Annotated in this window: 14 protein-coding genes; 5 read left to right on the top strand and 9 right to left on the bottom strand. The window is 63.8% G+C overall.

The genetic code is table 11. The features are described 5' to 3' along the window. Window positions 1-5: 5 nt before the first annotated feature. From X265_RS06540 to X265_RS06530, 3 genes are read left to right on the top strand one after another with little or no spacing between them, the layout of a single operon-like run. On the top strand, window positions 6-1,469 hold the full coding sequence (locus tag X265_RS06540; protein WP_128964066.1) for a TadA family conjugal transfer-associated ATPase: 1,464 nt from the start codon (window positions 6-8) through the stop codon (window positions 1,467-1,469). A 16-nt stretch (window positions 1,470-1,485) separates the two neighbouring features. Further along, window positions 1,486-2,463 (top strand): type II secretion system F family protein, encoded by a 978-nt coding sequence (locus X265_RS06535; RefSeq protein WP_128964065.1) that lies wholly within the window; start codon window positions 1,486-1,488, stop codon window positions 2,461-2,463. A 9-nt stretch (window positions 2,464-2,472) separates the two neighbouring features. Then, window positions 2,473-3,447: a type II secretion system F family protein gene (locus X265_RS06530; protein WP_128964064.1), complete on the top strand. Its 975-nt coding sequence runs from the start codon at window positions 2,473-2,475 to the stop codon at window positions 3,445-3,447. 129 nt (window positions 3,448-3,576) lie between these two features. Here the strand turns inward: X265_RS06530 and X265_RS06525 are convergent, their stop codons facing one another. The 3 genes from X265_RS06525 to X265_RS06515 form a co-directional block, all read right to left on the bottom strand. After that, window positions 3,577-4,389: a tetratricopeptide repeat protein gene (locus tag X265_RS06525; RefSeq protein WP_128964063.1), complete on the bottom strand. Its 813-nt coding sequence runs from the start codon at window positions 4,387-4,389 to the stop codon at window positions 3,577-3,579. Between the two features lie 70 nt (window positions 4,390-4,459). Continuing rightward, window positions 4,460-5,968, bottom strand: coding sequence for a metallophosphoesterase family protein (locus X265_RS06520; RefSeq protein WP_128964062.1), 1,509 nt, complete (start codon window positions 5,966-5,968; stop codon window positions 4,460-4,462). Window positions 5,969-6,237: 269 nt separating this feature from the next. After that, window positions 6,238-6,441 (bottom strand): hypothetical protein, encoded by a 204-nt coding sequence (locus X265_RS06515; protein WP_128964061.1) that lies wholly within the window; start codon window positions 6,439-6,441, stop codon window positions 6,238-6,240. A 202-nt stretch (window positions 6,442-6,643) separates the two neighbouring features. On the opposite strand from X265_RS06515, the gene X265_RS06510 reads away from it, so the two are divergent. Together X265_RS06510 and X265_RS06505 are read left to right on the top strand one after the other, a co-directional pair. After that, window positions 6,644-8,017, top strand: coding sequence for a leucyl aminopeptidase family protein (locus X265_RS06510; RefSeq protein WP_128964060.1), 1,374 nt, complete (start codon window positions 6,644-6,646; stop codon window positions 8,015-8,017). After that, window positions 8,010-8,864 (top strand): C40 family peptidase, encoded by an 855-nt coding sequence (locus X265_RS06505; RefSeq protein WP_128964059.1) that lies wholly within the window; start codon window positions 8,010-8,012, stop codon window positions 8,862-8,864. Before X265_RS06510 ends, X265_RS06505 begins: the two co-directional genes overlap by 8 nt. Before the next feature lie 76 nt (window positions 8,865-8,940). On the opposite strand, the gene arsA is transcribed toward X265_RS06505, so the two are convergent. The 6 genes from arsA to X265_RS06470 form a co-directional block, all read right to left on the bottom strand. Beyond that, window positions 8,941-10,698 (bottom strand): arsenical pump-driving ATPase, encoded by a 1,758-nt coding sequence (arsA, locus tag X265_RS06500; protein ID WP_128964058.1) that lies wholly within the window; start codon window positions 10,696-10,698, stop codon window positions 8,941-8,943. A 692-nt stretch (window positions 10,699-11,390) separates the two neighbouring features. Next, on the bottom strand, window positions 11,391-13,028 hold the full coding sequence (locus tag X265_RS06490) for an ABC transporter ATP-binding protein (protein WP_164938447.1): 1,638 nt from the start codon (window positions 13,026-13,028) through the stop codon (window positions 11,391-11,393). 7 nt (window positions 13,029-13,035) lie between these two features. Next, complete coding sequence (locus X265_RS06485; protein ID WP_128964056.1) at window positions 13,036-14,214, bottom strand: ABC transporter permease; 1,179 nt, start codon at window positions 14,212-14,214, stop codon at window positions 13,036-13,038. Continuing rightward, window positions 14,214-15,323, bottom strand: a complete 1,110-nt coding sequence (locus tag X265_RS06480; protein WP_128964055.1) for a microcin C ABC transporter permease YejB — start codon at window positions 15,321-15,323, stop codon at window positions 14,214-14,216. The genes X265_RS06485 and X265_RS06480 overlap by 1 nt, the downstream gene beginning before the upstream one ends. Before the next feature lie 2 nt (window positions 15,324-15,325). Continuing rightward, complete coding sequence (locus X265_RS06475; RefSeq protein ID WP_128964054.1) at window positions 15,326-17,197, bottom strand: extracellular solute-binding protein; 1,872 nt, start codon at window positions 17,195-17,197, stop codon at window positions 15,326-15,328. A gap of 14 nt (window positions 17,198-17,211) precedes the next feature. Beyond that, window positions 17,212-19,119: an extracellular solute-binding protein gene (locus X265_RS06470; protein ID WP_128964053.1), complete on the bottom strand. Its 1,908-nt coding sequence runs from the start codon at window positions 19,117-19,119 to the stop codon at window positions 17,212-17,214. Window positions 19,120-19,259 lie beyond the last annotated feature (140 nt).

The raw sequence follows: 19,259 nt of genomic DNA, 5'->3' as shown, positions 1-19,259 counted from the left end.
GTTAAGTGTTCGGTAAGCGTAGCGGAACAGACACCGACTTTCGGGCTCCCAAGCCCGGCGCCGTGTCGCCAGAGCCTGCCCCGGCTCCGGCGCCGACGGTGTCGCGCGCGCCGCCCCCGCCGGCCATCGCTTCCCCGCCCCTCGCCCCCTCCCGGCCCGTGCCGGTCATGGAGACCCGGCGCTCGGACAATTATTACGAGGTCAAGGCGACCATCTTCGGCGCCCTGATCGAGGCGATCGACCTCGCCCAGCTCGCCAAGCTCGATTCGGAGTCCGCGCGCGAGGAAATCCGCGACATCGTCAACGAGATCATCGCGATCAAGAACATCGTGATGTCGATCGCCGAGCAGGAAGAGTTGCTCGACGACATCTGTAACGATGTGCTCGGCTATGGCCCGCTCGAGCCGCTCCTTGCGCGCGACGACATCGCCGACATCATGGTGAACGGGGCCGGCACGGTCTTCATCGAAGTCAGCGGCAAGATCCAGCGCACCGGAATCCGTTTCCGCGACAATCAACAGCTCCTCAACATCTGTCAGCGCATCGTCAGCCAGGTCGGCCGGCGCGTCGACGAATCCTCGCCGATCTGCGACGCGCGTCTCGCCGACGGCTCCCGCGTCAACGCCATCGTGCCGCCGCTCGCGATCGACGGCCCCGCGCTTACCATCCGCAAGTTCAAGAAGGACAAGCTGACGCTGGATCAGCTCGTCAAGTTCGGGGCGATCTCGCCGGAGGGCGCGGAGATCCTCCAGATCATCGGCCGCGTACGCTGCAACGTGCTGATCTCCGGCGGTACCGGCTCCGGCAAGACGACGCTGCTCAACTGTCTGACCAACTATATCGAGCACGACGAGCGCGTCATCACCTGCGAGGACGCCGCCGAGCTCCAGCTCCAGCAGCCGCACGTGGTGCGCCTCGAAACCCGCCCGCCCAACATCGAGGGCGAAGGCCAGGTCACGATGCGCGAACTGGTGCGCAACTGCCTGCGCATGCGTCCCGAACGCATCATCGTCGGCGAAGTCCGTGGCCCGGAGGCGTTCGACCTGCTCCAGGCCATGAACACCGGCCACGACGGCTCGATGGGAACGCTGCACGCCAACAATCCCCGCGAAGCGCTCTCGCGCTGCGAATCCATGATCACGATGGGCGGCTTCTCCCTTCCTTCGCGAACAATTCGCGAGATGATCTGCGCCTCGATCGACGTCATCGTCCAGGCCGCGCGCCTGCGCGACGGCTCGCGGCGCATCACGCACATCACCGAGGTGATGGGCATGGAAGGCGACACCATCATCACCCAGGACATCTTCCTCTACGACCTGATCGGCGAGGACGCCAACGGCAAGATCATCGGTCAGCACCGATCGACCGGCATCGGCCGTCCGAAGTTCTGGGAACGCGCACGCTATTACGGCGAAGAGAAACGCCTTGCCGCCGCGCTCGACGCTGCGGAAAAGAAACCGAACACGTGAGCGGGCCGGCGCAGCCATGAACATTCAGGTCCTCGCCCTCGCCTTCCTCGCCACCGCTGCCGTCGGCGGCATCGCCTGGGTCTTCCTCTATCCGATGCTCTCAGGCGAGCGGAAGGCCGAGAACCGCCGCGCGTCGATTGCGCGCGCCGAAGCGCCCGCGACCCGCCAGGCCGAGAAGACCCAGCGCTCGCGCCGCGAGCAGGTCGAGAGCTCGCTCAAGGATCTCGAGGCGAGACGCTCGCAGGAGAAGAGCGTTCCGCTCAACATTCGTCTGTCGCAGGCCGGGCTCGATTGGACGACGCAGAAATTCTGGATCGCGTCCGGCGTCGTGGCCGGCGTGTTCTTCTTTGGCGCCTTGTTCGGCGGCGGCGGCCTGCTGGGCGCCGCCGGTCTCGCCTTTGCCGGCGGCTTCGGGCTGCCGCGCTGGGCGCTGGGCTTCTTGAAGAAGCGGCGCGAGAACAAGTTCCTGGCTGCCCTGCCCGACGCCGTCGACGTCATCGTCCGCGGCATCAAGGCTGGCCTGCCGCTGTTCGAATCCATCAAGGTCGTCGCGGCCGACGCGCCGGAGCCGCTGCGCAGCGAATTCCTGGCCATCATCGAGACGCAGGCGATCGGCATGCCGCTCGGCGAGGCCTGCTCGCGCCTCTACGACCGCATGCCGCTGCCGGAGGCCAATTTCTTCGGCATCGTGGTGTCGATTCAGCAGAAATCGGGCGGCAACCTCTCCGAAGCGCTGGGCAACCTCTCCAAGGTGCTGCGCGACCGCAAGAAGATGAAGGAAAAGATCCAGGCGATGTCGATGGAAGCCAAGGCCTCGGCCGGCATCATCGGTTCGCTGCCGCCGATCGTGATGTTCCTCGTCTATCTCACGACGCCCGACTACATCTCCTTGCTGTGGACCCATCCCACCGGTCAGCTCATGCTGGTCGGCTGCGTCGTCTGGATGTCGATCGGCATCATGGTGATGAAGAAGATGATCAACTTCGATTTCTGACGGTGCCGCATGGTCGAGTTCCTCGTTACGAAACTGCATGACGCCCACTTCATGACCATGCTGCTGGCGGCCATCGCCGCCAGCGCCACCGTCTATACGCTGGTGATGCCGCTGTTCGCCGGCGAAGGCCTTTCCAAGCGGATGAAGGCGGTGGCCAGCGAGCGCGAGCGGATCCGGCAGCGCGAGCGCGAGCGTCTCAACAAGAACGAAAAGGTCTCGCTGCGCCAGACGCCCAAGCAGATCGTCTCCAAGGTCGTCGAGGACTTCAACCTGACCAAATGGCTGGCGCAGGAGGCTGCGCGCGACAAGCTGATCATGGCGGGTTATCGCGGCCAGGCGCCTTACATTACCTTCCTGTTCGCGCGCTTGGTGGCCCCGATCGTGCTGCTCGTCGGCTCGGTGATCTACGTGTTCCTGATCGCCCATATGGATCGGCCGCTGCCGATCAAGATCGGCATTTGCGTCGGCGCGGCCTATCTCGGCCTGCAGGCGCCGATGCTGTTCCTGAAGAACGCGATCTCCAAGCGTCAGCTCTCGATCAAGCGCGCCTTTCCCGATGCGCTCGATCTGCTGCTGATCTGCATCGAATCCGGCATGTCGGTCGAAATGGCGTTCCGCAAGGTCGCCACCGAAATCGTCGGCCAGTCGATCGCGCTGTCGGAGGAGTTCACCCTGACCACCGCCGAACTCTCCTACCTGCAGGACCGCAAGGTGGCGTACGAGAACCTGGCAAAGCGCACCGGGCTCGAAGGCGTCAAGTCGGTGTGTCTGGCGCTTCAGCAGGCGGAACGCTACGGCACGCCGCTCGGCCAATCGCTGCGCGTGATGGCGCAGGAAAATCGCGACATGCGCATGAACGAGGCCGAGAAGAAGGCCGCCGCGCTGCCGCCGAAGCTGACGGTGCCGATGATCCTGTTCTTCCTGCCGGTGCTGTTCGTCGTCATTCTCGGGCCGACCGGCATCAAGATCTCCGAGCTGCACTGACGCGGAACGAAAAACGCGAAAACAACCCCATGCACAGTAGCCGGCCACCGCCGGCTCTATGCCCTGTAGATCGCGATAAGCCTTGGCAATATCGGGTTAATTTCGCCTGATCGCGCCAAGAGCGGCAGATCAGTCGGATTGGCTGAGCGAGGCGACCGGCGTGCGCTTCGGCACGCCGCGCGGAGCATCGCTGCGGCTCAGCATGTCCTTGAGATAGGCGACATTGGCCGCAGCCTGGTCCGGCGGCAGGTCCGCCTTCACGATGGCCTCGGCCTCCGCGAAGCGACCCTGAAGGCCGACCACCAGGCCGAGATTCTGCCGCACCCGCGAGCTCGCACGCGGCGAAGCGTAGGCCTGCCGCAGCACCTCTTCCGCCTTGGGCAGATTCCGCGACAGCATGTAGGACAGCCCGAGATTGGACAGCACGCCGGGATCGTCAGGCGCGATCTTCAGCGCACTCGCATAATAGGCGCGCGCCTCGTCGTGACGGCCCATCTGGTCGAGACAGGTCCCCTGCACCGATAGCAGGCGCCAGTCCGGATTGTCGGGCGAATGCGCCTTCGACAACACGTCGAAGGCCTGTTGGAAATTGCCGTTGTCGGCAAGCGCGCGGCCGTAGAGGGCTAGCAGCGGCTTGTTGCCGGGGTTGGCGATGGTCGCCTGCTCGAGCACGGCGGCGGCCTGGGCACGCTGGCCATTGGCGCGCAAGGCCTGACCGTAGGCCAGCGCCGCGTCCGCGTCCTTGGGATTGGCGCGGTAGCGTTCGCCATAGGCCTCGACCGCGCGCGCCGGATCCGCCGGCACAGCTTCCGCCTTCGGCCCGATCGAGCCCGTGACGTCGGACAGCTTTGACATGGCAGTGCAGCCGCCGAGGCTCGCGGCCACCAGAGCAATCAGCGAGGCGGAGGCAAGAAGCCGGACAGGACGGAACCGTTGACGCATGACGCTTTGACTCTCGAGCCGATGATCGAGCCGAACGCGCCAGCAATAGACTGTTAACCCTAATGGTCGGTTAATGCCGGGAACGGCCGCCTTGCGGCGGCATCTCCCCGCCCAGGTCGAGATCGAGGCCGAGCAGCTTCACCTGCTCGTTCAGCTCGCGCAGCAGATGCAACCGCTGTTGCGTTCTCCCGGCGACATCCGCGGCATCGCGCGGCAGCATCGGCCACCGGCGCAGGAGGTCGTCACGATTGAGCAGGCGATCCGTGCGGAGCTCCTCCAGAGTGGCATGGTCGATGCCGAGCATGTCGGCTGATTGTCCAATCAGTCGGTGGAGCAGCGCCCTCACTTCGGTCCGCGCCGTGGCTTCGGACCTTTGTGCCGACCTGGCGAGCTTGCCGTCGAGATCGGCCCAGGCGTGAAACGTGACGAGATAGGTGTAGAGCATGTCCGTCCAATCCTGCCCGCCGGCGTCGTAGAACGCAGGGCGCGACAGCAGCCGCCGGACCAGCCCCAGAACCTGGTCCCGCGACAGCGACGTGGATGAGGCGATCTCGATCACCGACTGGACGGCGGGATCGCGGGACAGATCCCGCCCCGCCGGCAGTCTGATCAGCCCGTCCGGCAGATTCGAATCGAGCGGCCTGAAACCGGCATCGTTGCGTGGCTGGGAGTAGCGGGCGATCGTGAACCGATACTCGCAGCGCTCGGACCCGGATGTCGGCCCCAAATGGACGATGTTGAAGCCGGCGTCGTCGCCGCCATGCCCGGTGGAGGACGGACAGGACAGCACATAGATCGTGCGCCAGAAATCCTCCCCGCCGCTCCGCATCGCACGCGGATCGGGAATCGAGTAGCGACTGAGGCCCTCGACATGGCGATGCCCATGCAGAATCATGGTGACGCCGAGCGAGGTCGCCGCCTCCAAAAAAGTCGCGGGTGCGGCGAGATACATCAGCGGCTCGTCCGGAACGCCGAGAAACCGCTTGCCCTCGCCGGTCGCCTGCGGCAGCGGATGATGATGTAGCGCCAGCACGCGCACCAGGCTTTCCGCAGGCTCGGAATAACAGGCTCGTCCGGCCGAACCAATGCTGCCCGCAAGCTCGACGCTCAGCCGGGCGGACTGCGCGACCATCGCATGGTAAGCTTGTTCGTCGATGTTGCCGCTGGCAAGCGTCGTGAGGCTTGCGCTGTTGGAGTCGAGCAGCACCAGGTCGAGACCGGCCTCGCGGTAGTAGACGCTCTTCGAGGTCCGCGGCAGGCGCAGATAATCATAGGCGTCGTGCCGGCCGCCGCGCTGGCTCGGACGCTTGACATCGTGATTGCCTGCGACCGCCTGGATGTCGGTGAATAATCCCGTCTGCCTGAAAGAGGCGATCACCGCGAGCGCTTCGTCGAGCGCGAGCGGGGTCGGGTCGTTCACGATGTCGCCCGTGATCAGCAGGATACGGTCCGGCACGTCCGCGAAGGCAGCCATCCGCTCGCGTAGCGCAGCGATGAGAGTCTCGATGGCCGGAAGCAACCGGCCTGACCCATCCAGATGCAGGTCGGAGATCTGCGCAATGACAAACGATCTATTCATTTTGCGCCGGTCACAACGAATGTTGCGCCGCCCAAACGATTGAGAGAAATGCCTTCGAAGAGTTCAGGCAGATAACGTCTGGTATCGGTATCGTCAGGGAGTCAGCGGCGCTCTTGCGCTCCATGCGTGCAGAGACGCGCCGCACAACCACAATATATTCGACAATAATGCCACAACCGCAGCGCTAGTAAAGTCCTGCGCCCGCGCACGCGTGAACGGCAGCCTCAAACCAGATGCGAGCGCGGCCGCAGATGGTTCAGACAGTCAAATCAATATTCGATGGCGAGACGCTTGCGGATTTCGTCGATGCGCTTGTCGAGCGCATCGAAGCGCGCATGAATCGAACGGTCATGGAGGTAGAAGACGTAGCCGCCGGCGAGAAACGCAAATACCCAGTGGTGATGCTCGACATAGCCAAAGACTGCCTCGATGGCCTGGCCGATGAATGTGACCACGCTCCACACAAATTCCATTCGCGTTTCCTCCCGGCACGCTTCGTCTTCGGCCGCTGCCGTCCCTAGACAGGTGACAAGCCGACCCGCAACCGTTGCCGGAACCTAGCACGGCTCCTGATCTGCGAGTAGCTGCTCACCGGGCGGTGACCGCAAAGCCGATTGCGGCCACGGCAAAACTCTGCGAAGTCTCCTCCAACCGAATGACCTTGCGGGCCCGCCAATGCCTTCCGTGTTCGAGACGTCCTCGACTGCCACCCCGATCACCTTCGTCACCAAATCGAGCTGGGAGACCGTGCGCGAGTCGCTACCGCCGGCGCAACGCCAGTTCGCCGTGGCGAGCGCCTACGCCGCCAAGCCGGGCGGCTATCTGGCGCTCCCGGCGCCGGACGGCACGATCGCGCAAGTGCTGTTCGGCCTCGAAGAGGATGGCGCCAGGTCGCGTGATCCGTTCAGGCCGGGCGCCCTGCCCGGCCTGCTGCCGCCGGGTATCTATCGCTTTGCCAATGCACCGCACGATGCACGACTGGCGGCGCTCGCCTTCGCGCTCGGCGCCTATCGCTTCGCACGCTATCGCAAGGCCGACAGGCCCGATGCCCGGCTGGTGCCGCCTGACGGTATCGATCCCGCCGAGATCAACCGCATGGCCGATGCCGCGATGCTGGCGCGCGATCTCATCAACACGCCCTCCAACGACATGGGGCCGGAGGAACTCGCCGCTGCCGCGCAAGAGCTCGCGGCCGAATTCGGCGCCAGCTACGCCTGCACCATCGGCGCGGAGCTGGAGACAAACTTTCCGCTGATCCATGCCGTCGGCATGGCCTCGAGCCGTGCGCCGCGGCTGATCGATATCGGCTGGGGCGATCCCAGCCATCCCAAAGTGACGCTGGTCGGCAAGGGTGTCTGTTTCGACACCGGTGGCCTCGATCTGAAACCGTCGAGCGGCATGCTGATCATGAAGAAGGACATGGGTGGCGCGGCCAATGTGTTGGCGCTGGCGCGCATGGTGATGGACGCGAAGCTGAAGGTCCGGCTGCGCGTGCTGATTCCGGCCGTGGAGAACGCGGTCGCCGGAAATGCCTTTCGCCCGCTCGACATTTTTACATCGCGCAAAGGCATCACGGTCGAGATCGGCAACACCGATGCGGAAGGACGGCTGGTGCTCGCCGACGCGCTGGCGTTGGCCGATGAGGAGACACCCGATCTGCTGATTGATCTCGGCACATTGACGGGTGCCGCGCGCGTTGCGCTGGGGCCGGATTTGCCGCCCTTCTACACAAATGATGAGGCGCTGGCCGCCGACGTCGCGCGCTGCGCGGTGCAGGAGAACGATCCGTTGTGGCGCATGCCGCTGTGGCCGCCTTACGATGCGTGGCTGGACTCCAAGACCGCCACCATCACCAACGCCCCATCGGGCGGCTTCGCCGGTTCGATCACCTGCGCGCTGTTCCTGCAGCGCTTCGTCGAGCAGGCCAAGAGCTGGCTTCACGTGGATATTTATGGCTGGACGCCGTCGGCGAAGCCCGCGCGGCCCGAGGGCGGCGAATGCCAAGCCGCCCGCGCCATCTACAAGGTGCTGAGCGAGCGCTATGCTTGATCCAAGCCACGATCCGCGGCTGACGCCCGCGCGCGGCGACCTCGCCGCAAAATATCTCGAAGGCCAGGTGCAAGCCGATCGCTTCGTCGTGGGCGAGGAGTTCGAGGTCACCGCGCCGATCGCGCCGGCGCGCGAACAGCCCTCCTCGAACGCCATGCTGATGACGGAAGCGCTGCGCGGCGAGCGGGTGACGGTCTACGACCGCAACGGCGAGGGCTGGGCCTGGGGCCAACTCGACAGCGATGGCTATGTCGGGTGGCTGCCGGATGCCGCACTGATGAAGCCGGCGGCCGCGCCGACGCACAAGGTGAGCGCACTGCGGACGCTCGTCTTTCCTGGCCCCTCGATCAAGCTGCCGCCGGCCGACGCACTGGTGCTGGGGTCGAAGCTCACGATTGCGCGCGAGGACGGCCCTTTCGCTGTCACGCGCGACGGCGCGTTCCTGCCGAAGGCTCATCTCGTCCCCCTCGAGTCTCGCGAGCCGGACTTCGTCGCGGTCGCCGAACGCTTCGTCGGCACGCCCTATCTCTGGGGCGGCAAGAGCAGCCTCGGCATCGATTGCTCCGGCCTGGTTCAGGTTTCGCTGACGGCCGCAGGCACCGGGTGTCCGCGCGACAGCGACATGCAGCAGGCCGGCCTCGGCCGCGCACTGGAACCGCATGAGCGAAGCAGCCTGCTGCGCGGCGATCTGATCTTCTGGAAGGGCCACGTCGCCATCGTGCGCGACGGAAGCACCATGGTTCACGCCAACGCGCATCACATGGCGACGGTGGTCGAGCCGATCGAACCGGCGATTGCGCGGATCAAGGCGGGTGGGAGCGAGGTTATCGCAATAAAGCGGATGTAGCTCGCGTCGGCGAATGCTTTGCTACGCCAGCCTGGGAAGGCGGACCCGGAGCGGCATCATCAAAAAATCGGGTCAATCATGACAGCGCCTCAAGCTCTTCAACACCTACAGGAGGCTTGCTTCGCCAGCCAATCATGTATGACCGCTTCGCCAGACCGTCCTGAACGCGAGCAATCTGCGTCCGCTCGCCTGCGAGCCGCAACCGCAGCAGGGGATCGTGAGTTCCCGACGCGATCAGGCATTTGTTGATGACCCAAGCGAATGGCTCAATACCGGCGCGCCGCAGGTCTTGCTGAAGAGCAGCGGCCTCTGAAACCGGAGTTGTCTCCGGCAGAGTTACCAGGATCACCCGGGTGTGAGTGGGATCCTGCAGCCTCATCAGCGGGGTCACGATACGCCCCGGTCCGCTCGGTTCTAGTTGGCTTGTCATCTGACGATGATAAGCGCCGGTCGCGTCCAGCAGCAGCAAGGTGTGGCCTGTCGGAGCCGTATCGAGGACCACAAAGGCGCTTCGCGCCTCGGCGACAACGTGCGAGAAGGCGTGAAACACAGCGACCTCCTCAGTGCATGGCGAAGCCAGGTCTTCGAGCAGTAGCGCCTTACCCTGATCATCCAGGTCGCGGCCACGGCTCGCCAGTATTTTCGAGACATAGCGTTCCGTCTCAACCCGGGGATCGATCCTGTCTACCGTGAGGCCCGGCATCACGCCATCGACCACGAAATTGACATGCGCTGCAGGATCTGTCGTGCTGAGGTGCACGGCATGTCCGCGCTTGGCGAGACCCACGGCGATGGCCGCGGCAATCGTCGTCTTTCCGACGCCGCCCTTGCCCATGACCATGATGAGGCCATGCTCGCCTTGGGCGATGTCGTCGACCAACCGGTTGAGGCCCGGCAGGTCGATTGGCTCGGCATCTCGCTCGCCGGCGTCATTCGGATCCCGTGGATTGGATGACGCCAGCATCCGCCTCAGTGCCGGGAGGCCCACGATGTCAAATCCAAACAATGGAATTTCGTCTCGCGGCAGCTTCGTCAACGACGCCGGCATCGAGGCGAGAGACTCGTCCTGGTCCCGCTCAAGGGCAACCGCCACAACATCGGCAGGGTCCGCCGCGTGAAAACGTCCATTCACGGCGAGAGTCTGGTTCGAGAGATTGAGCGCGTCGAGTTCACCCGACGTTCGAGCCGCCTCGCGGATCGCGCTCCGATCGGCGCGAGTGACCAGGACAACCGTCGTCCGCTTGGGATCGCCCAACGCTTGGAGCGCCTGGCGAAAGCGATTCTCCTGCATCTTCAAACCTGAATGAGGACCGAGACAGGATGCCCCCCGGTCGTTGTCCTTCAGAAAGCCGGTCCATGCCTTTGGCAGGCTGAGAAGCCGCAATGTGTGGCCGGTCGGGGCCGTATCGAAAATGATATGGTCGAAGCCCGCCATGTCGCCATCCAGCAGGCCGACGAACTCGTCGAAGGCAGCTATCTCGGTGGTGCAAGCGCCGGAAAGTTGCTCGCGAACGGTCGATCTTTCCTCAGGGGAAACCGCGGGCCCGAGCTGGTCGAGCACACGGGTTCGATAGCTCTCGGCTGCTGCCTCCGGATCGATGTTCATCGCGAACAGCCCGGCGGCGTTCGGCACTGGCACCGGATTGTCGCTTAGCCGGACATCCAGCATCTCGTCGAGGTTCGAGGCAGGATCAGTGCTGACGAGGAGGACACGCGAGCCGCGGTCGGCGAGACCGATGGCGGTAGCACAGGCCAGCGAGGTCTTGCCGACGCCGCCCTTACCAGTAAAGAACAGAAATGGTGTTGGAGCGTCCAGCGCGTGAAAGTGAAGCATCAAAAATAATCCCCCGGTCGCGTGCGGTGATGCGGGATGCACCCTCGTGGAAGTGGCGGCCCGAGGACTGCGGCGCGTGGAGCGCTATCCGACGCCCTGAACGATGAGGCCCGTACCGTCGCAGCGTTCGCAAGCACTCTCTTTGCCGGTCGCCTTGTCTGCCACTCTGCCGGTCCCCGCGCATTCGGGACAGAGGTCCTCGGCAGTACCTGGCGTTCCGGGTTCCGGATCATCATCAGGGGTGTGCGGCCTCAGCGGATTTGATTTCATGTCAGCTTCCTTCCGCCATGTGTTAGGAGCCGCCAATTGATAAGTCCCAACACAAACGCGCGGATTGATCTAACGCAAGGACCGATCTTGCGCATGCCGGATCGCCGATGCTGAGAAGCACGCTGCTCTTTCTGGCCCTTCGGGGACCTGAGCGTCGGACTGGATGTCCGCTTTGCACCACAAGTTGCCTTTCGTCACGTACGAGCAACGCGAATTACGATTGACGAGGAAATGCCGCTGAGTGAGGTGACTGCCTTCAACATGGCAGCGACGATGTGCGAAGGTGCCGATCCCGTTTCAACGGTGACGCGGAACACGGAAAAGCCAGGATTGCGCGCAGAGCGAATGCGATGGCGCGTGGGGACTTCTTCGACTTCCGCGGAGAGACTTGGTGGGTTTTCGCCTAACCCATCCGACGAAAGCTAAGTCGCCACCGCCCCGTTCCCCGCCGTCTCCAGCCGGAACGCCGCCGCGAACAGCGCGCGGGTGTAATCCGTCTTCGGATTCTTGAACAGCTCGGCGGCCTGGCCTTCCTCGACCACCTTGCCGCTCCGCATCACGATGAGATGGCTGGCGAGCGAGGCGACGACGCGCAAATCGTGCGAGATGAACATGTAGGTGAGATCGCGCTTGCGCTGGAGCTCGCGCAACAGCTCCACCATCTGGGCCTGGAACAGCATGTCGAGCGCGCTGGTCGGCTCGTCCAGCACGACGAAGTCAGGCTCCAGCACCACCGCGCGGGCGATGCTGATGCGCTGGCGCTGGCCGCCGGAAAACTCGTGCGGGTAGCGGAAGCGCGTGTCCGGCTTCAGTCCGACATCCTCGAGCGCCTTGACGACGCGCGCCTCGCGCTCCTCGCGCGACAGGTTGGGTTGATGCACCGAGAGACCTTCGGCTACGATGTCCGCGATCGACATGCGCGGTGAGAGCGAGCCGAACGGGTCCTGGAACACGATCTGCATGTCGCGCCGGAACGGGCGCATCTCCTTGAAGCGGAGGCCCTGGATGTCCTTGCCCAGGAACACGATGCGCCCGTTCGAGGAGATCAGCCGCAATAGCGCCAGGCCCAGCGTGGTCTTGCCCGAGCCGGATTCGCCGACGACACCGAGCGTCTCGCCCTTGCGCACGGCGATGCTGACGCCGTCGACCGCCTTGATATGGCCGACCGTCTTGCGCATCAGGCCGCGCTTGATCGGAAACCACACTTTCAAATCGTCGGCCGACATCACCACCGGGGCGTCAGGCTGCGGCGGGGCCGGATCCGGCTTCGGCTCGGCCGCAAGCAGATCGCGCGTATAGGAATGCTTCGGGGTCTTGAAGACCTGCTCGACCGGCCCCTGCTCGACGATCTCACCGCCCTTCATCACACAGACGGTGTCGGCGATGCGGCGCACGATGCCGAGATCGTGGGTGATGAAGAGCAGGCTCATGCCGAGACGCGACCTGATCTCGGCCAGCAGGGCCAGGATCTGCGCCTGCACCGTGACATCGAGCGCCGTGGTTGGTTCGTCCGCGATCAGGAGGTCCGGCTCGTTGGCAAGCGCCATAGCAATCATCACGCGCTGGCGCTGACCGCCGGAGAGCTGGTGCGGATAGCTCTTCAGCCGCGTCTCCGGCTCGGGGATGCCGACCTGCGTCAGCAGCTCCAGCGTTCGCCTGCGCGCCTCCGAGTTGCTGGACGGATTATGCAGCTGGATGATCTCGCCGATCTGCGCCTCGATCGTGTGCAGCGGATTGAGGGAGGTCATCGGCTCCTGGAAGATGATGGAGATGTCGCTGCCTCTGATCTCCCGCATCTGCTGCTCGGACCGGTCGATCAGCTCCTGCCCCTTGAAACGGATGCTGCCCGAGGGGTGCGAGGCGGTCGGATAGGGCAGGAGCTTCAGGATCGAGAGCGCGCTGACCGACTTGCCGGAGCCGGACTCGCCGACCAGCGCGACGCATTCGCCACGCTTTATCTGGAACGACACCTTGTCGACCGCCAGCGTCGTGTTGCCGCCCTGATGGAAGGCCACCGAAAGATCGCGAACGGCAAGCAATGGCTGGTTGATCGCGTCCATCACGCCCTCACTTGAACGTCTTGCGCGGATCGAAGGCATCGCGCACGGCTTCGCCGATGAAGATCAGCAGCGACAGCATGATCGCGACCGAGAAGAAGCCGGTGAAACCGAGCCACGGCGCCTGCACGTTGGATTTGCCCTGCGACAACAGCTCGCCGAGCGAGGGCGAGCCGGGCGGCAGGCCGAAGCCGAGGAAATCCAGCGCCGTCAGCGTCATCACCGAGCTCGAGACGATGAAGGGCAGGAACGTCATGGTCGCCACCATCGCGTTGGGCAACAGATGCCGGAACATGATGACCCCGTTCGAAACGCCGAGCGCCCGCGCCGCCTGGATATATTCGAAATTGCGTCCGCGCAGGAATTCCGCGCGCACCAGGCCGACCAGCGACACCCATGAGAACAGCAGCAATATCCCGAGCAGAACGAAGAAGCCGGGCACCAGCACCGAGGACAGGATCAGCAGCAGATAGAGCGAAGGGATCGCGGTCCATATCTCGATGAAGCGCTGGAAGGTGAGATCGATCCAGCCGCCGAAATAGCCCTGGATGCCGCCGGCGGCGACACCGACGATCGAGGAGACGATGGTGAGACAGAGGCCGAACAGCACCGAGATGCGGAAGCCGTAGATCAACCGCGCCACCACGTCGCGGCCCTGATCGTCGGTGCCGAGCCAGTTGTATTCGAGGTCGCGGCAGCTCTTCAGCCCCTTCTTCTCGACCACCGGCTTGCACTGGGCTTCCGTCAGCATCCAGGTCGGCGGCGACGGAGCCGGCGTCGGCAGATCGAGATTGTGGGTGTCGTAGGAGTAGCGGATCAAAGGCCAGACGATGCTGCCGCCCTTGTCCTTGATCAGCTTCTGCAAATACGGATCGCGGTAGTCGGCCGCGGTCTCGAAGTCGCCGCCGAAGGTCGTCTCGGAATAGGTGACGAAGGCCGGCCAGTAGAGATGACCGTCATATTTGATCAGGAACGGCCGGTCGTTGGCGATCAGCTCGGCAAACAGCGACACCACGAACAGGACCATGAAGAGCCAGAACGACCAGTAGCCGCGCCGGTTCGCCTTGAAATTCTCCCAGCGCCGCTTGTTCAGCGGCGACGGCGCGAACGGCTTGCGCGTGATCGGCACGGCCGCACCGAGCGGACTCTTGGCCGAGGTCTCGATCGGAGTCGGAGCGGTCAGCGTCATCAGACCTCCCTCGCCTCGAAGTCGATCCGCGGATCGATCCACATATAGGTCAGATCGGAGATCAGATTGACCACGAGACCGACGAGCGAAAAGATGTAGAGCGTGCCGAACACGACGGGGTAATCGCGGTTGAGCACGCTCTCGAAGCTGAGCAGCCCGAGCCCGTCCAGCGAGAAGATCGTCTCGATCAGCAGCGAGCCGGAGAAGAAGGCGTGGATGAAGGCGCCCGGAAAGCCCGCGATCACGATCAGCATCGCGTTGCGGAAGATGTGGCCGTAGAGCACCTGGTTCTCGCTGCAGCCCTTGGCCCGTGCGGTCATGACATATTGCTTGCGGATCTCGTCGAGGAACGAGTTCTTGGTCAGCAGCGTCATGGTCGCGAATGCGCTGAGGCCCATCGAGATCAGCGGCAAGGTGAGGTGCCAGAAATAGTCGATGATCTTCCAGTACCAGGGAAATTGCGACCAGCCGTCCGAGGTCAGGCCGCGCAGCGGGAACAGGTTGAAGAACGAGCCGCCGGCGAACAGGATGATCAGGAGGATCGCGAACAGGAAGCCGGGAATCGCGAATCCGATGATGATGATCGCCGAGGTCCAGGTGTCGAAGCGCGTACCGTCCTTCACCGCCTTGCGGATGCCGAGCGGGATCGAGATCAGATAGGTGATCAGCGTCAGCCAGATGCCGAGCGAGATCGAAACCGGCAGCTTCTCCTTGATCAGCTGGATCACGCTGACGTCCCGGAAATAGCTCTTGCCGAAATCGAAGCGGGCGAAATTCCACACCATCAGCGCAAAGCGCTCCGGCGCCGGCTTGTCGAAGCCGAATTGCACTTCGAGCTTCTTGATGAAATCGGGGTCGAGCCCCTGAGCGCCACGGTACTTCGAGTTGATGGCATCGCCGCCGCCGCCGAGCTGCCCCGGCGCGCGCTGCGCAAAGTCGCCGCCGCCCGAGATGCGCGAGCTGCCGCCGGTATCGGCGCCCGAGAGCTGCGCGATGACGCGCTCGACCGGACCGCCCGGCGCGAATTGCACAACGACGAAGGACACGAACAGGATTCCGAGCAATGTCGGAATCATCAGGAGAATGCGGCGGGCGATATAGGCGCTCATGATTATTTCGCCTGCTCGAGCTTGGCCGCCTTGGCGGCATCGTACCACCAGTTTTCAGGCGCGCCGACGCCTTGCGCATATTTCGCCGGCTTGTCCGGATGGCTGAACTGATCCCAATACGCGACGCGATGGAAATTGGCGTACCATTGCGGCACCCAGTAGCGGCCGGCGCGAAACACCCGGTCGAAGACACGGCAGGCGGTCGTCAGCTCTGCCCGGTTCTGGGCCGCGATGATCTTCTCGATCAGAGCATCGATCACGGGATCGGAGATGCCGGCGAGGTTGTACGAGCCCTTGGTGTTGGCTGCCTGCGAGGAGAAGAACGGCCGCATGGCGTCACCCGGTGTCGCAGACATCGAGAACCGCTCCATGGTCATGTCGAAGTCGAAATCCTCCACTCGCGCGCGATATTGCACGGCATCGACCAGGCGGAACGTGGCATCGATGCCGAGCGTTGCGAGGTTCTTCAGGTAGGGGCCGTGATGCGGCTGGAGCGAGGGCTCGTCGTTCAGGAACTCGATCGTGAACGGCTCGCCATTGGGCAGAACCCGCTTGCGATCCTTGATGACGAAGCCGGCTTCGTTGAGCAGCTCGCTCGCCTTGCGCAGCAGAGTACGGTCCTGCCCCGAGCCGTCCGACACCGGCGGCACGAAGGGCTGACCGAACACTTCGTCGGGCACCTTGCCGCGGAAGGGCTCCAGCAATGCGAGCTCTTCGGGCGAAGGCGGGCCCGATACCATCATGTCGGAATTCTGGAACGGCGAGCGCGTACGCGCATAGGCGCCGTACATGATGGTCTTGTTGGTCCACTCGAAGTCGAAGGCGTAGATCAGCGCCTCGCGCACGCGCGGATCCTTGAACTTGTCGCGCCTGAGGTTCATGAACCAGCCCTGCGCGCCGGACGGCGTCTCGTCCGGCAGCTGCTCGCGCTTGACGCGGCCGTCCTTGACGGCGGGAAAATCGTAGCGGGTGGCCCAGATGCGCGCGGTGAGCTCTTCGCGAAACAGATAGTTCTTGCCGGTGAAGCCTTCGAAGGCGACGTCGCGGTCGCGATAGAATTCGTAGCGCACCGTATCGAAATTGAAGCTGCCGCGGCAGAGCGGCAGATCGGCGCCCCACCAGTCCTTGACCCGGTCGTATTCGACGTAACGGTTGACCTCGAATCTGCCAACCTTGTACGGGCCGGAGCCGAGCGGCGTATCGAGCGTCGATTCATCGAAGGCGCGCGTGGCGTAATACGCTTTCGAGAAGATCGGAAGGCCGGCGACATAGAGCGGCACGTCGCGCGCGCGGTTCGGCGCGAAGGTGACGGCGACGGTGGCGTCGTCGATCGCCTCGGCCTTCACCAAATCGCGGAGCTGCACGACGATCAGCGGATGCCCCTTCTCCTTGAGGACATTGAGCGAGAAGGCGACATCATGCGCTGTCAACTTCGAGCCGTCGTGGAAACGGGCCTCGGGACGCATCGTGAAGGTATAGGTCAGCTTGTCCGGCGAGATCCGGACCGACTTGGCGGCGAGCCCGTACATGGCATCGGGCTCGTCGTTGGCGCGTCCCATCAAGGCCGCGAAGGTCATATCCATGCCCTGCGCGCCCTCGCCCTTCAGGATGTAGGCGTTGAGCGAGGAGAACGTGAAATAGGACTGGTTGTACGATCGCACCGACGGGATCAACGAGAACGTTCCGCCCTTCGGAGCGTCGGGGTTGACGTAGTCCAGATGGTGAAAGTCGGCCGGATATTTGAGGTCGCCGAACGCCGAGATGCCGTGCGCTTCCGCCACCGCCTCCGACGCCCTCACCTTGCGGAGTGCGCCGGCGCCAAGCGCGCCGCCGACACCGAGGACCAGCACATGCCGGCGTGAAAGCTGCGCCATGCGCAATTGCTTCCTCAAGAGCGTTTTCCGATCCGCGCCGCCTTCTCAGCATCGTACCACCACAGCGTCGGCAGGCCGGACCGGCCGTATTTCGGCAGCGGATCGGCATGGCTGAAGCGGTCCCAGCGAGCGTAGCGCGAGAAGCCGTAGGTGAACTGAGGGACGAGGTAGAAATTCCACAACAGCACGCGATCGAGCGCGTGGGTCGCGGCAACCAGTTCGGCGCGATTTTTGGCGTAGATCACCTTCTCGATCAACGCATCGACCGCAGGATTCTTGATGCCGATGGTGTTGCGCGCACCGGGCATGTCGGCCGCCTGCGAGCCCCAGAACTCGCGCTGCTCGTTGCCGGGCGAAAGCGATTCGCCCCACTGATCGATGATCATGTCGAAGTCGAAGCTGCGCAGACGGTTCTGGTACTGCGCGTCGTCGACGACGCGGATCGAGGTGCTGACGCCGATGCGTTCCAGCGAGGGCTTATAGAACAGCGCGATGCGCTCGGACGACGGATCCTGCACCAGGATCTCGACCGTGAGCGGCTTGCCGGTGCTATCGACCAGCTTGTGGTCCTTGACCTCGAAGCCGGCCTCCTTCAGGAGTCTTGCCGCCTCGCGCAGATTGCTCCGCACGGCCTCCGGACTGCCGCCGACCGGGTTCTGGTAGACCGTGGTGAAGACCTCCGGCGGCACCTTGTCCTTCACGGCCTGAAGAATCTCCAGCTCCTGCCCCTGCGGCAGGCCGGACGAAGCGAGCTCCGTGCCCTCGAAATAGCTGGCGATGCGCTTGTACTGGCCGTAGAAGAGCTGCTTGTTCATCTCTTCGAAATCGAACGCGTAGTTGAAGGCGCGGCGCAGTCGCGCGTCCTTGAACTGATCGCGGCGGATGTTGAAGGCGAAGGCCTGCATCCGTCCGGAATCGTTGATCGGGAATTCTTCCTTGATCACGCGCTTGTCTGCCACCGCCGGAAAATCATAGGCCGTGGCCCACTGCTTGGCGGAGTTTTCCGCGATCCAATCGGCCTGATCGGCCTTGAAGGCTTCCAGCGCGACGAGGTTGTCGCGGAAGAACTCGAAACGCAGCTCGTCGAAATTGTTCTGGCCGATCTGGCTCGGGACGTTGGCGCCCCAATAATCCTTCACCCGCTCGAGCTTGATCGAACGTCCGGCCACGAATTCCTTGATCTTGTAGGGACCGGAGCCGAGCGGCGGCTCCAGCGTGGTCGCGCTGACATCGCGCTTGCGCCCCTGCGCATCGGTGCCTTCCCACCAATGCTTCGGCAGCACCGTCAGCTCGCCCACGATGGTCGGCAATTCGCGGTTGCCCGGGGCATCGAAGGTGAACTTGACTTCGCCCTCGGCGACTTTCTCCGCCTTCACGACGTGACGGTAGTAGGAGGCGTACATAGGCGACTGCTTCTTGAACGTCTCCAACGAGAAGATCACGTCCTCCGGCGTCACCGGCTTGCCATCGTGCCAGCGCGCCTCCTTTCGCAGGCGATAGGTCACCCACGAGAAATCGTCCGGATGCTGCGCGGATTCGGCGAGCTCGCCATACTCGGTCGCAACCTCGTCCTGAGCACGCGCCATCAACGTTTCGTAAATCAGCGCGGCGGCCGGCGCGAGAGACCCCTTGATGCCGGCAACAGCGAGATTGAAATTGTCGAAGGTCCCGAGCGAGATCAGCCGCGCGACGCCGCCCTTGGGCGCATCCGGATTGACATAGTCGAAACGCTTGAAACCCGCCGGGTACTTGATGTCGCCGAACAGTGACAGCGCGTGGCGCCAAGGCAGCCCATTTGAAGCCAGTTCTCCGGTCTGCGCTTCCGCCGATCCGACCAGGGGAACACCCGCCGCAGAACCGAGGGCGGGAAGCGCGGCAGCGGCCGCGCCGGTGAGCAGAAGATCGCGTCGGGTAATGGCCAAATCAACATCCCTGTCTTGAAGGAGGCTACTCCTTTAAGTTCCCAATATAGGCGAGGTTTCGACCGAATATGTTGCTTTTTCCTCATCTTGGAAGGCCGGGCGGCCTCTTCGATGCGACCAAACGCCCCGATCACGGCGCT

Origin of the sequence: Bradyrhizobium guangdongense, from assembly GCF_004114975.1 — a bacterium.
GTDB lineage: Bacteria > Pseudomonadota > Alphaproteobacteria > Rhizobiales > Xanthobacteraceae > Bradyrhizobium > Bradyrhizobium guangdongense.
This window is presented reverse-complemented; position numbering and strand designations above follow the sequence as displayed.

Bases quoted from the DNA above. Each gene is read 5' to 3' on its own strand.
- X265_RS06535 (WP_128964065.1), top strand. From the start codon at position 1,486: ATGAACATTCAGGTCCTCGCCCTCGCCTTCCTCGCCACCGCTGCCGTC.
- X265_RS06530 (WP_128964064.1), top strand. From the start codon at position 2,473: ATGGTCGAGTTCCTCGTTACGAAACTGCATGACGCCCACTTCATGACC.
- X265_RS06525 (WP_128964063.1), bottom strand. From the start codon at position 4,389: ATGCGTCAACGGTTCCGTCCTGTCCGGCTTCTTGCCTCCGCCTCGCTG.
- X265_RS06520 (WP_128964062.1), bottom strand. From the start codon at position 5,968: ATGAATAGATCGTTTGTCATTGCGCAGATCTCCGACCTGCATCTGGAT.
- X265_RS06515 (WP_128964061.1), bottom strand. From the start codon at position 6,441: ATGGAATTTGTGTGGAGCGTGGTCACATTCATCGGCCAGGCCATCGAG.
- X265_RS06510 (WP_128964060.1), top strand. From the start codon at position 6,644: ATGCCTTCCGTGTTCGAGACGTCCTCGACTGCCACCCCGATCACCTTC.
- X265_RS06505 (WP_128964059.1), top strand. From the start codon at position 8,010: ATGCTTGATCCAAGCCACGATCCGCGGCTGACGCCCGCGCGCGGCGAC.
- arsA (WP_128964058.1), bottom strand. From the start codon at position 10,698: ATGCTTCACTTTCACGCGCTGGACGCTCCAACACCATTTCTGTTCTTT.
- X265_RS06490 (WP_164938447.1), bottom strand. From the start codon at position 13,028: ATGGACGCGATCAACCAGCCATTGCTTGCCGTTCGCGATCTTTCGGTG.
- X265_RS06485 (WP_128964056.1), bottom strand. From the start codon at position 14,214: ATGACGCTGACCGCTCCGACTCCGATCGAGACCTCGGCCAAGAGTCCG.
- X265_RS06480 (WP_128964055.1), bottom strand. From the start codon at position 15,323: ATGAGCGCCTATATCGCCCGCCGCATTCTCCTGATGATTCCGACATTG.
- X265_RS06475 (WP_128964054.1), bottom strand. From the start codon at position 17,197: ATGGCGCAGCTTTCACGCCGGCATGTGCTGGTCCTCGGTGTCGGCGGC.